At 71.9% G+C, this 11685-nt stretch carries 11 protein-coding genes; 5 read left to right on the top strand and 6 right to left on the bottom strand.

Going from position 1 to position 11685, the window contains the following annotated elements; genetic code table 11:
• Nucleotides 1–82 precede the first annotated feature (82 nt).
• From ykgO to ubiG, 4 genes are all read right to left on the bottom strand, one after another.
• The gene (gene ykgO / locus ACLBXO_RS07905; RefSeq protein ID WP_003601867.1) at nucleotides 83–208 is read right to left on the bottom strand and encodes a type B 50S ribosomal protein L36; all 126 of its coding nucleotides are present in this window, start codon (nucleotides 206–208) and stop codon (nucleotides 83–85) included.
• 177 nt (nucleotides 209–385) lie between these two features.
• Nucleotides 386–1006, bottom strand: coding sequence for a PAS domain-containing protein (locus tag ACLBXO_RS07900; protein WP_447685048.1), 621 nt, complete (start codon nucleotides 1004–1006; stop codon nucleotides 386–388).
• A 133-nt stretch (nucleotides 1007–1139) separates the two neighbouring features.
• On the bottom strand, nucleotides 1140–1712 hold the full coding sequence (locus ACLBXO_RS07895; RefSeq protein WP_447685047.1) for a YbhB/YbcL family Raf kinase inhibitor-like protein: 573 nt from the start codon (nucleotides 1710–1712) through the stop codon (nucleotides 1140–1142).
• A gap of 46 nt (nucleotides 1713–1758) precedes the next feature.
• Nucleotides 1759–2520, bottom strand: coding sequence for a bifunctional 2-polyprenyl-6-hydroxyphenol methylase/3-demethylubiquinol 3-O-methyltransferase UbiG (gene ubiG, locus ACLBXO_RS07890; RefSeq protein ID WP_447685046.1), 762 nt, complete (start codon nucleotides 2518–2520; stop codon nucleotides 1759–1761).
• A 237-nt stretch (nucleotides 2521–2757) separates the two neighbouring features.
• Here ubiG and ACLBXO_RS07885 point away from each other — a divergent pair, with 237 nt between their 5' ends.
• The 5 genes from ACLBXO_RS07885 to ACLBXO_RS07865 all read left to right on the top strand — a co-directional run bounded on the left by ACLBXO_RS07885 (nucleotide 2758) and on the right by ACLBXO_RS07865 (nucleotide 10116).
• Nucleotides 2758–3993 (top strand): aspartate kinase, encoded by a 1236-nt coding sequence (locus ACLBXO_RS07885; protein WP_331313268.1) that lies wholly within the window; start codon nucleotides 2758–2760, stop codon nucleotides 3991–3993.
• A gap of 186 nt (nucleotides 3994–4179) precedes the next feature.
• Complete coding sequence (ptsP, locus tag ACLBXO_RS07880; RefSeq protein ID WP_331313267.1) at nucleotides 4180–6441, top strand: phosphoenolpyruvate--protein phosphotransferase; 2262 nt, start codon at nucleotides 4180–4182, stop codon at nucleotides 6439–6441.
• 220 nt (nucleotides 6442–6661) lie between these two features.
• Complete coding sequence (gene prfA, locus ACLBXO_RS07875) at nucleotides 6662–7747, top strand: peptide chain release factor 1 (RefSeq protein ID WP_447685045.1); 1086 nt, start codon at nucleotides 6662–6664, stop codon at nucleotides 7745–7747.
• A gap of 8 nt (nucleotides 7748–7755) precedes the next feature.
• Nucleotides 7756–8655: a peptide chain release factor N(5)-glutamine methyltransferase gene (prmC, locus tag ACLBXO_RS07870; protein WP_447685044.1), complete on the top strand. Its 900-nt coding sequence runs from the start codon at nucleotides 7756–7758 to the stop codon at nucleotides 8653–8655.
• A gap of 420 nt (nucleotides 8656–9075) precedes the next feature.
• Nucleotides 9076–10116, top strand: a complete 1041-nt coding sequence (locus ACLBXO_RS07865; RefSeq protein ID WP_447685043.1) for a DUF4167 domain-containing protein — start codon at nucleotides 9076–9078, stop codon at nucleotides 10114–10116.
• Nucleotides 10117–10185: 69 nt separating this feature from the next.
• Here ACLBXO_RS07865 and ACLBXO_RS07860 read toward each other — a convergent pair whose 3' ends face one another.
• Both ACLBXO_RS07860 and ACLBXO_RS07855 read right to left on the bottom strand, forming a co-directional pair.
• Nucleotides 10186–10947 (bottom strand): hypothetical protein, encoded by a 762-nt coding sequence (locus ACLBXO_RS07860; protein WP_447685042.1) that lies wholly within the window; start codon nucleotides 10945–10947, stop codon nucleotides 10186–10188.
• Between the two features lie 11 nt (nucleotides 10948–10958).
• Nucleotides 10959–11681, bottom strand: a complete 723-nt coding sequence (locus ACLBXO_RS07855) for an RlmE family RNA methyltransferase (RefSeq protein WP_447685041.1) — start codon at nucleotides 11679–11681, stop codon at nucleotides 10959–10961.
• Nucleotides 11682–11685: the final 4 nt, after the last annotated feature.

Here is an 11685-nt window from a genome sequence, read left to right as displayed (position 1 = left end):
GCGGAAACGGCCGCGCCCCTCCGGGCGCGGCCGTCCCAACGTCGATCGTCGTCCGACCCGGCCTGGGCCGGGCGGAGAGGCCTCAGCCCTGGCGGGCCTTGAAGCGCTTCTGGGTCTTGTTGATCACGTAGACCCGGCCCTTGCGGCGCACGAGCTGGTTGTCGCGGTGGCGGCCACGCAGGGACTTGAGGGAGTTGCGGATCTTCATGGGTCTCTCGAGCCCGGAGGGCCGTCCGTTGTGCAAGGTATCGGGAACGTGGTCACGAGGCGGGACGCGGGGTCGCGTCCAGCGATCACGGCTCACGCATCGCGGGATGGCGCGGCCATATCAGGATTCGCCCCCGGAAGGCAAGGCGCGACGGCGATCGTGCGGAGGCGGGCCGGCTCAATGGACCCTGTCGAGATCCGGCACGGCCGGCGCGAGCACGAGCTGCCGGCCGATCTCGTGCAGCAGCACGTCGAGCAGCGGCTTCAGGCGCTCGAAGCCCAGCTGGGGCAGGCCGTCCTCGGCAGCGTTGTAGAGGGCCAGGGCCATCTCGGCGACGCGGTCGATACCGCCGGCTGCCACGTCGGTCGCGCAGAAGGCGGACTCGTCGAGGAAGCCGTCGCGGCCGCACTCGGTCACGTCGATGACGATCCCGTGCGCCTCGCTGACGCTGCCCTCGGTATCCAGGATGAAGCGGCCGCGCGCGAGGACCCAGCGGACCTCACCGGGCGCCGGGACGGTCCGGTGCTGCGCGATGAATAGGCCGCCCTGCCGGCGCAAGTCGTCGAGGTTCGACGCGATCCGCCGCCGATCCTCCGGGTGGATGCGGTCCAGGAAGGCTCCGAAGGTCGTGCCGCTCCCGCCCTTCGTCCTGGGCAGGCCCAGCATCGTCGCGGCGACGGGGTCGCACCGGAGCACATCGTCGCCGATGTGCCAGGTCCAAGTCCCGACATGCGACACAGCGAGCGCCCGCGCCACGCTGCTGCCGCCCCGCCGCTTCGCGCGCACGTCGACGCCCACAGGCTCGATCTCCAGCCATTTTCAGGCGGTCTGCCCAGACCGCTTCATTGGTCGACACAATACTGAGATCACGAATGCGGCACAACGCGCAGCTTCGACAGGGCTGAGCTGTATCGCGGAGATGACATCCCGATCAGGGCCGATGGTAAATGCCGGTCAATATCCCCTTGGCGAGGACCTGACCGCGCATGGCCTCGATCAGCGCGCCGCGGCCCGGCCCCTCGTCCAGGGCGAGGGGAAGCCGGAGCGCGTAGAGCTGGAACAGGTACGGATGCGGCCCGTGCCCGCTCGGCGGGTCCGGCGGCAGCCACTCCGCGCGCAGGAAGCTGTTGGGTCCGACCGCCCGGACGGTGCCCACGTGCCCTGGGCTCGGCAGCGCGCCTTCTGGCAGCGCGGCGAGATTCGGCGGGACCGACCACGCGATGAGATGGACCAGCGGCCGCGGCGTGGGGCTGCCCGCATCCTCAACGAGGATGACGAGCGCGGCGGTGCCCTCCGGCAGTCCGCTCCAGGCGAGGGGTGGCGACACGCCCACGCCGTCGGCCGTGAAGCGCGCGGGCAGGTCGGCGCCGTCGGAGAAGGCCGGACTCGACAGGCTCACGGTCTCGGGCACATCGGGGAAGTCCGCGCGGGACGCCGTCTTGTCGAGGCCCGCCTTCAGCCCCGACAGGGCCTCGCCGATCACACCGGGAATCTTCTCGAGCATCGCCGCGTCCTCCGCCGCGATGCCAACGGCGCGGTCCGCGACGCGTTCACGCCGAGCGCTCGGCCGCGACCATATAGTTCACCGCCTTGTCGCGGCTCGTGCGCCAGCCGTCCGTCAGCGGGTTGTAGGTGACCCCCACCGTGTCGGTGACGTCGAGCCCCCCGGCCCGGATCGCGCGGGCGAGCTCGTCCGGCGTCACGAACTTCTCCCAGTCGTGCGTGCCGCGCGGCAGCCAGCCGAGCACGTACTCGGCGCCGACGATGGCGAGCGCGAAGGAGCGCAGCGTGCGGTTGAGGGTGGCCCCGAAAAGCATGCCGCCGGGCTTCACGGCCGCGCAGGCGGTCCGCACGAAGGCCGGCATGTCGGAGACGTGCTCGACGACCTCCATGATCAGCACCGCGTCGAAGCGCTCGCCGCCGGCGACCACCGCCTCGATGGTCTGCCCGCGGTAATCCACCGGCACCCCGGCCGTCTCGGCGTGGGCCCGGGCCACCGCGACGTTCTGCTCGGCCGGATCGAGTCCGGTCACCCGGGCTCCGAGCCGGGCCAGCGGTTCCGAGAGCACGCCGCCTCCGCAGCCGACGTCGCAGATCGTCAGCCCGTCGAGGGGAAAGGGGGTCTTCGGGTCGCGGCCGAACCGGCGGCAGAGGGCGTCGCGGATGTAGGCGAGCCGCACCGGGTTGAACCGGTGCAGGACGCGCATCGGGCCGGTCTCGTCCCACCACGTGGCGGCGAGCGCGTCGAAGCGCGCAACCTCGCCGCGGTCGACGAACCCGTCGGTGACCCGGTCGGTGGCTGCCCTGTCCATGCGCGTTCCGTCCTCATGCCGACGGGCGGGATCCGCCGCGCGGCGTCTTGGCTGTGTCGTTGCTGCGTCGTGTCCGCGCTCTAGCACGACGTTCGCACGGAAGTCGCCGCGGCGCGCGGGCGCCATGCTTGGCCGGTTGTTGACACTCTCCCGGGCCGCTTGTACCCGCCGGGCACCGTCCGGACGGGGCTGCAGCGGCCCGTCCAATCGCCACCGGGAACCCGCGACCGAGAGACCATGCCCCGTCTGGTGATGAAATTCGGCGGCACCTCCGTCGCCAACGTCGACCGTATCCGCAACGTGGCGCGCCACGTCGCCCGCGAAGTGGCGGCCGGATACGAGGTCGCCGTGATCGTCTCGGCCATGTCGGGCAAGACCAACGAGCTGGTCGACTGGGTCAAGGACGCGAACCCGCTCTACGATCCGCGCGAGTACGACGCCGTCGTCGCGTCGGGCGAGCTCGTCACAGCCGGCCTTCTGGCGATCGCGCTCCAGAAGGACGGGATCAAGGCCCGCTCCTGGCAGGGTTGGCAGATCCCGGTGGTCACCTCGGACGCGCACGGCTCGGCCCGCATTGCCGAGATCGATCCCAAGAATCTCGAGGCGGGCTTCGCCAAGGGCGAGGTCGCGGTGATCGCCGGTTTCCAGGGCGTCCACGACGAGACCGGCCGCGTGACGACGCTCGGCCGCGGCGGCTCCGACACCTCCGCGGTGGCCGTGGCGGCCGCGATCGGGGCCGAGCGCTGCGACATCTACACGGACGTGGACGGCGTCTACACCACCGACCCGCGCATCGTCCCGAAGGCCCGCCGCATGGAGCGGGTGACCTTCGAGGAGATGCTGGAGATGGCCTCGCTGGGGGCCAAGGTGCTGCAGGTCCGCTCGGTGGAGCTCGCCATGGTCCACCGGGTTCCGACCACGGTCCGGTCCTCCTTCGATCCGCCGGACGCCGCGCGCCCGGGCACCCTCATCTGCGACGAGGACGACATCGTGGAACAGCAGATCATCACCGGGATCGCCTTCTCCCGGGACGAGGCGCAGATCACCCTGCGCAAGGTCAAGGACAGCCCGGGCGTCGCCGCCGCGATCTTCGGGCCGCTGGCGGATGCCAACATCAACGTCGACATGATCATCCAGACGGTGTCGGGCGACCAGTCGACCACCGACATGACCTTCACGGTGCCGTCCGCCGAGTACGAGCGCGCCCGGAAGATCCTCGACGAGGCCCGCGCGCAGATCGGCTACGCGCAGATCGAGGGCGCCACCGACGTGGTGAAGGTGTCGGCGATCGGCGTCGGGATGCGCAGCCACGCGGGCGTCGCCGCCAAGGCGTTCCGGGCGCTCGCCGAGAAGGGCATCAACATCCGCGCGATCACCACATCGGAGATCAAGTTCTCCGTGCTGATCGACGCCGCCTATACGGAGCTTGCCGTGCGCACGCTTCACTCGCTATACGGCCTGGACCAGGCCTGAGCCTGGGACGCGGGTTCGAGCGGGGCGCGTGGTGTGAACTGAACAGTCACGGGCCGATTCGCCGATCCCAGAACGCCTCTGGGGCCAGCGGTCCGGCCCTTCCGGCGCCGACCGTCCCGGGTTTGGCGCCAAGGTTGCAGGGTGGTCGACGCCAAGGCCACTCACCGACGCTGGAACGACGAACCGATGCCCGCTGCGCCCGGAGGCCCGCGCCTGCTGCTGCGCCGCCTCCGCGAAGCGATGGCGGAGCCGGTCAGTCCCCAGGCGCGCCTCGACCGCATCGTCGTCCTGATCGCCGCCAACGTCGTGGCCGAGGTCTGCTCGGTCTACGTGCTGCGCGACGACAACACCCTCGAGCTGTTCGCCACCGAGGGCCTGAACCGCGAGGCGGTGCACCAGACCCGCATGCGCACCGACGAGGGCCTCGTCGGCCTCATCGCGCGCACGGCCGAACCGCTCTCGCTGTCCGACGCCCAGAACCACCCGGCCTTCTCCTACCGGCCGGAGACGGGTGAAGAGGCCTACCACGCGTTCCTGGGCGTGCCGCTGCTGCGCGCAGGCAACACGCTCGGCGTCCTGACGGTCCAGAACAAGACCTACCGCGTCTACTCCGAGGAGGAGATCGAGGCGCTCCAGACCACCGCCATGGTGCTCTCGGAGATGATCGCCTCGGGCGAGCTGGAGGGGCTGGCGCCCGATGCGGGCACGGCGGCCCGCCGCCCGGTCCTGGCCCGGGGCATCGCCCTCGCGGACGGCATCGGCCTCGGCCACGTGGTGCTGCACGAGCCCCGCGTCGTGGTGAAGACGCTGATCGCCGAGAACGTCGAGCGCGAGGTCGCGCGCCTCGACGCGGCGATCGAGGAGGTCCGATCGGCGATCGACGCCCTGGTGGAGCGCGGCGACCGGATCGGCACCGCGGAATCGCGCGAGGTTCTCGAGACGGTCCGGATGTTCGCCCACGACAAGGGCTGGCTCCGGCGGATGCGCGAGGCCGTGGGCTCGGGCCTGACCGCGGAGGCAGCGGTCGAGCGCGTCCAGTCGGACAACCGCGCCCGGATGATGCGGCAGTCCGATCCGTACCTGCGCGAGCGGCTGCACGATCTCGACGACCTCACCAACCGCGTCCTGCGCACCCTGATCGGCCCCGAGGCGGCCGGCGCCCTGGTGCTGCCGGAGAACGCCATCCTGGTGGCGCGCACCATGGGGCCGGCCGCGCTCCTCGACTACGAGGCCTCGACCCTGCGCGGCATCGTCCTGGAGGAGGGCGGTCCGACCAGCCACGTCGCCATCGTGGCCCGGGCGCTCGGGATCCCGGCGGTCGGCGAGGTGGAGAACGCCACCGCCCTGTGCGATGCGGGCGACGCCATCATCGTCGACGGCGTGGCGGGCGAGATCCATGTCCGGCCCGGCCCCGAGGTCGAGGCCGCCTACGCCGAGATGGTGCGCCTGCGCGCCCGCCGGCAGGAGCAGTACCGGGCGCTCCGCGACGTCCCGGCCCAGACCCGCGACGGCGTGCGCGTCGGCCTGCACCTCAACGCCGGCCTGCTGGTGGATTTCAGCCACCTGCAGGAGACGGGCGCCGAGGGCGTCGGCCTGTTCCGCACCGAGCTGCAGTTCATGGTCGCGCAGCGCATGCCGTCGGCGGCCGAGCAGGAAGAGCTGTACCGCAAGGTCTTCGCGGCCTCGGCGGGCAAGTCCGTCACGGTCCGCACCCTCGACATCGGCGGCGACAAGATCCTGCCCTACATGGCCAAGCTCGAGGAGGAGAACCCGGCGCTCGGCTGGCGGGCGATCCGCATCGGCCTCGACCGGCCGGCTCTGCTGCGCATGCAGCTGCGCGCCCTCCTGAAGGCCGCCGACGGCGACCCGCTCAAGATCATGTTCCCGATGGTCGCCACGGTGGACGAGTTCGTGCGCGCCCGCGGCATCGTCGAGCGCGAGAAGGCCTACCTGAAGCGGCACGGCTACCGGCTTCCGACCGATTGCCGCCTCGGCGCGATGATCGAGGTCCCCTCGCTCCTGTTCCAGATCGACGAGATCGCCCGCGAGGCCGACTTCCTCTCGGTCGGCTCGAACGACCTGATGCAGTTCCTGTTCGCGGTGGACCGGGAGAACCGGCGGGTCGCCGACCGGTTCGATCCGCTGAGCGTCGCGGCGCTGCGCGCGTTCCGGCTGATCGCCGAGCGGGCCGACGCGGCCTCGTGCCCGGTCACCGTCTGCGGCGAGATCGGCGGCCGGCCCCTCGACGCCATGGCGCTGATCGGCCTCGGCTACCGGCAATTGTCGATGTCGCCGGCCGCGATCGGCCCGGTCAAGGCGATGGTACTGAGCCTCGACGCGGCCGCCGTCGCCGAACTCATCGACGCCGAGATGGCGCGGATGCACGACGGCGACTCCCTGCGCCCGGCGCTCACGGCCTTCGCGCACGCGCACGGCATCCCTATCTAAGCGCGATAGCGACCCTTGCCGAACATTCGGCCGGGGTTGTACGGCAAGGCCACGACGATTTCGGTCGACGCGCCGCGGCTTCCGCTCTCGGACGGACGAGGCGTGGATTTGGGGGACGTCCCGCCGGGTCCTGAACCTCCAAGCCACGCAGCTCCGTCCCGCAGGACGAGACCCGCGCCCGGCCCGGAACCGCACGCGCAGACCTGCAGAAACACGGGCGATGATCCCCTTTCCCACCGAGCGCCTCGACGCCATCCTGGCGCGGCACGACATCGTCACCGCGCAGCTCGCCTCCGGCGAGATCGATCCCGAGACCGTGGTCCAGCTCTCCCGCGAGCTGTCCGACCTCGACCCGGTCGTGGCGGCGATCCGCGCCTACCGCGCCGCCCTGGACAATCTCGCGGGCGTCGAGGTCCTGATCGACGAGCCCGGCACGGATCCGGAGATGCGGGCGCTCGCCGCCGAGGAGAAGCCGGAGGCGCAGGAGGCACTCGAGGCCGCCCACCGGACCCTCCAGCTCCTGCTCCTGCCGAAGGACGCCGCCGACGAGAAGAGCGCGATCCTGGAAGTCCGCGCCGGGACCGGCGGCGACGAGGCCGCCCTGTTCGCCGGCGACCTGTTCCGGATGTACGCGAAGTACGCCGAGTCGAAGGGCTGGCGGGTCGAGGTAATCTCCGAGAGCGAGGGCACGGTCGGCGGCTTCCGCGAGGTCGTGGCCGAGGTGAAGGGCCGGGGCGTGTTCGCCCGCCTCAAGTTCGAGAGCGGCGCCCATCGGGTGCAGCGCGTCCCCGACACCGAGACGCAGGGCCGGATCCACACCTCGGCCGCAACCGTGGCGGTGCTGCCCGAGGCCGAGGAGGTCGACATCCACGTCAACGACGCGGACCTGAAGATCGACACGATGCGGGCCCAGGGCGCGGGCGGCCAGCACGTCAACAAGACGGAATCGGCGATCCGCATCACCCACCTGCCGACCGGAATCGTGGTGTTCGTCCAGGAAGAGCGGTCGCAGCACAAGAATCGGGCCCGCGCCATGGCGCTCCTGCGGGCGCGGCTCTACGATGCCGAGCGCAGCGCCAAGGATTCGGCCCGGGCGGCCGACCGCAAGGCGCAGGTGGGCTCCGGCGACCGCAGCGAGCGGATCCGGACCTACAATTTCCCGCAGGGGCGGGTGACTGACCACAGGATCAACCTGACCCTGTACAAGCTCGAGGAGGTGATGGCGGGGACCGCCCTCGACGAGGTGGTCGACGCCCTCATCACCGAGCACCAGGCGGAACTGCTGGCCGCCGAGGGCATGGCCTGATCCGCGCCGTGACGCCGGACGCGATGCAGGACCTGACCCGCCGCGAGGCGCTGCGCGCGCTGACGGCGCGCCTGCACGCGGGTGGCGTCGTCGAGGCGGCGGGCGACGCCCGGTTCCTGCTGCTCGGCCTCCTCGGCCTGGAGGCGCGAGACCTGCTGATCGAGGGGGATCGCCGCGTCGGCGCGGCGGACGCGGCCACCCTCGCGGAGGCGGTGGCGCGGCGGCTCGCCGGCGAGCCGGTGGCCCGCATCCTCGGCGCCTGGGAGTTCTGGGGCCTGCCGTTCCGGCTCGGGCCCGACACGCTCGTGCCGCGCCCGGACACCGAGATCCTGGTCGAGGTCGCGCTGGCCGCGCGGCCCGACCGCGCGGCGCCGCTCCGCTGCCTGGACCTGGGGACCGGGACGGGCTGCATCCTGACCGCCCTCCTGTCCGAGCGACCGCGCGCCACCGGCGTCGGGCTTGACCGCTCTGAGGGCGCCCTGCGCGTCGCCCGGGACAACGCCGCCGCCAACGGCGTCGGCGACCGGGCCCGCTTCGTCGCCGGCGACTGGTGCGACGCCCTGCGTGACCGCTTCGACCTCGTGGTCTCGAACCCGCCCTACATCGCCCGCGCCGTCATCGCGACCCTGGAGCGGGAGGTTCGCGGGCACGACCCGGCGGCCGCTCTCGACGGCGGCACCGACGGGCTCGACGCCTATCGGCGGATCCTCGACGGGGCCGGCGCGCGCCTCGCGCAGGGCGGCCTGCTCGTGCTCGAGATCGGCTACGACCAGGCGGAGACCGTCGCGGACCTCGCGCGCGCCGCCGGCTATCGCGAGCGCGGGTTGACCCGCGATCTTGCCGGTCATGACCGAGTCCTGTGTTTCGACCGGCCGGAGGGTCTTTTATCCGGCCACAGGGATGCCTAAGTCTGGGTCGACCATCCCGGCACCGAAAAATTGCTTGTTGCATCAACCGGGGAACGCTAGAGTCGGCTTGAAGATCGCGAACCGTCCGTTAAGACGGACGGCTGTAAGGTCGGTGGTGACCATGGGTCGCCGATTGGTTCGCTGATCCCCCTAACCCGTCGAACCAGAACGCGCCGGTGCCAGCGCGGCGGGACGACACATTCGAACCTGACAATCGACTGAGGATCGGCGGCTTTCACCGGGCGCCCGGTTCGAGGGGTGGTCAGGCAGACGCGCGGACCGGAGAGCGGTCCCACGCGCGGCGCCGCCGGATGCGCTTGGCCGGTTCGCGCCACGAGATCCGCCCGGGCGCCTCCGTAGACAGTCGTTTGCGTGAACGAGGGTCATAACAGACCGATGAGACCAAACCAGAATCGACGGATGCGCGGCCGGAACCGGCCGAAGGGTCCGAATCCGCTGACGCGCTCCTACGAATCCAACGGTCCCGACGTCAAAATCCGCGGCACCGCGCAGCACATCGCCGACAAGTACGCGCAGCTCGCGCGGGATGCTCTGGCGGCCGGCGATCCGGTCGCGGCCGAGAACTACTTTCAGCACGGCGAGCACTACTTCCGTATTGTCTCCGGTGCTCAGGACCAGAATCGTCCGGCCAACACCGGTGGTTATGCCAGTCGTCCGTACGACGATGACATGGATGAGGGCGACGACGACGCCCAGGGCAACGGCGGATCGCAGAACGGTCACGCCTATAACGGCTACGACGACAACGATCCCGGCCAGCAGCCGCAGCCCTACGAGAGCCGTCCGGACGGGAATCAGGACGGCCGCCAGGGCCGCGACCGGTTCCAGAACCGCGACCAGCGCCGGTTCGACAACAACGGCCGCCAGGATTACCGGCGCCAGGACCAGCCGCGTCAGGACTATCAGCGCCAGGACTACCAGCGGCAGGACTATCGCCAGGAGAACCGGCAGGATCGTCAGGACCGCCAGGATTACGGCCGCTCCGATTACCGCCAGGAGCGGCACGAGGGCCGGCCGGATCGCCAGGACCGTCCGGACAATCGGCAGGATGGCCGCCAGGACTCGCGTCAGGACAATCGCGGCGACCAGGGCCGCTACGAGAACGGGCGTGGCGATGCCCCGCGCGCCGAGAATCGGCCGGAGGCCCGTCCCGAGGCTCGCCCGGAGCGGGCCCCCCGCGCCGAGGCCGCGCCGCGCCGCGAGCGCCGCCGCGAGGCTGCGCCCTCCGTGGAGGCCGAGGAGCCCACGGGTCTGCCGGCTTTCCTGATGGCGCCCCCGCGTCCCGCGCCCGCCGTCGAGACGTCGAGCGCTCCCGAGCCCGAGGCGGCCGCCGAGGACGCTCCGGCCGCCAAGCCCCGCCGTCGCCGTCGCCCGCGCTTCGAGAGCGCCGCGGACGAGGGCGGCGCGACCACGCCGGCCGCGGACGTGCCGACCGAGTGATCTGACCTCGCGGGTGATCCTGAAGTGAGGCCGCCCCGGGAAACCGGGGCGGCCTTCTTCATTTGCGCCTCAGCGCACGGACCGCCGCGCGGCCTTCCAGTCCGGGTAGCCGTGCATCCGGTGAATCAGGCGGCGCCGCCGCCCGATCTCGCCGAACGGCGCGATCTCCCAGTCCCAGGTCTCCGGCGCGGGCGGGACCGCGATCCCGAACAGAAGGTCGGCGCTGTCGACGGTCCGGCCGGCCCGATCCTCCTCGCGCTGCACCGTGTCGGTGATCAGGCAGACACGCTCGACGCGCGCCGCGAGTGTATCCAGGGCCGCCAGATGGGTCGCGACGAGGTGCGCGCCGAGCCGCGGCGGTGCCTCGTGGCCCCGCGCCTCGTGGGCGTCGATCGGGACGAGCGGGATCTGCGACAGGAGGTTCGCCGAGACGATCAGATCGGCGTCGGCGCACAGATCGGCCCAGGTCCCGGCGAGGCCGGCGCCGATCTCGGCGGTCACCAGCGCGACGCTCGGGTATCGGCGGGCGGTGAGGCGCGCCGGCCAGGGATGGACGGCGTCCACGAGGCTGACCCGGTCGAACAGGCGGGCGAGGGCGTCGAGCGGCACGTCGTCGAGCAGGCCCGAGCCCAGCACCACCGCGTGCCGGCGCTGCCGGGTCGCCTCGGCCGCCGCCGCGATCACGCTGCGCGCCCGCGCGAGGTGGGGCGCCCAGGCCGCCCGGCAGCGGCGCGAGCGGGCGTGGAGCAGGCCGCTCTGCCGCACGTAGCCGAGGCGGTGCAGGGGCAGCGGCGCCGGGTTGAGGACGGACAGGGCCCAGGCGAGCAGCATCGCCGGGCGGCTCAGCCCTCGTCGGAGGGCGTGGCCCGGGACGGTGCGCGGTAGCCGGTCGCCAGCACGTAGAGCTCGCTCGAATCGGCCCGGCTCGCGGCCGGCTTGACGTGGCGGACCGTGGCGAAGTCGCGCTTCAGGTCGGTGAGCAGCGCGCCCTCGGTGCCGCCCTGGAGCACCTTGGCGAGGTAGGCGCCTCCGGACCCCAGGATCTCGCGGGCGAACTCCGCCGCGGTCTCGGCGAGGCCGATGATGCGCAGGTGATCGGTCTTCTTGTGGCCGGTGGCGTTGGCGGCCATGTCGGACATGACGAGGTCGGCGGGGCCGCCGAGCAGGCCGGTCAGCCGGGCGGGAGCCTCGGGATCGAGGAAGTCCAGGGTGATGAACTCGACCCCGGCCATCGGCTCGATCTCCAGGAGATCGATGCCCACGACCCGGCCCGTCGGCCCGACCACCCGAGCGGCCACCTGCGACCAGCCCCCCGGCGCGGCGCCGAGATCGACGATCTTCTGGCCGGGCCGCAGGAGCTTGTAGCGCTCGTCGATTTCCAGGAGCTTGTAGGCGGCCCTGGACCGGTAGCCCTCGCGCTTGGCGCGGGCCACGTAGGGATCGTTGAGCTGGCGCTCGAGCCAGCGCTTCTGGGACAGGGTCCGTCCGCGGCCGGTCTTCACCCGCTGCTTCAGTTCGCCCCGGACGCCGCCGCCGGAACTCGCGCCGCCGCGCCGGTCGCTCATCGCG

This window comes from Methylobacterium sp. C33D, from assembly GCF_053345825.1.
This window is presented reverse-complemented; position numbering and strand designations above follow the sequence as displayed.

What these genes read in the sequence shown, in the direction of transcription:
- ACLBXO_RS07855 (WP_447685041.1), bottom strand. Translation starts at nt 11,681, where the DNA reads ATGAGCGACCGGCGCGGCGGCGCGAGTTCCGGCGGCGGCGTCCGGGGC.
- ykgO (WP_003601867.1), bottom strand. Translation starts at nt 208, where the DNA reads ATGAAGATCCGCAACTCCCTCAAGTCCCTGCGTGGCCGCCACCGCGAC.
- ACLBXO_RS07895 (WP_447685047.1), bottom strand. Translation starts at nt 1,712, where the DNA reads ATGCTCGAGAAGATTCCCGGTGTGATCGGCGAGGCCCTGTCGGGGCTG.
- ptsP (WP_331313267.1), top strand. Translation starts at nt 4,180, where the DNA reads ATGCCCGCTGCGCCCGGAGGCCCGCGCCTGCTGCTGCGCCGCCTCCGC.
- ACLBXO_RS07865 (WP_447685043.1), top strand. Translation starts at nt 9,076, where the DNA reads ATGCGCGGCCGGAACCGGCCGAAGGGTCCGAATCCGCTGACGCGCTCC.
- ACLBXO_RS07885 (WP_331313268.1), top strand. Translation starts at nt 2,758, where the DNA reads ATGCCCCGTCTGGTGATGAAATTCGGCGGCACCTCCGTCGCCAACGTC.
- ubiG (WP_447685046.1), bottom strand. Translation starts at nt 2,520, where the DNA reads ATGGACAGGGCAGCCACCGACCGGGTCACCGACGGGTTCGTCGACCGC.
- prfA (WP_447685045.1), top strand. Translation starts at nt 6,662, where the DNA reads ATGATCCCCTTTCCCACCGAGCGCCTCGACGCCATCCTGGCGCGGCAC.
- ACLBXO_RS07860 (WP_447685042.1), bottom strand. Translation starts at nt 10,947, where the DNA reads ATGCTGCTCGCCTGGGCCCTGTCCGTCCTCAACCCGGCGCCGCTGCCC.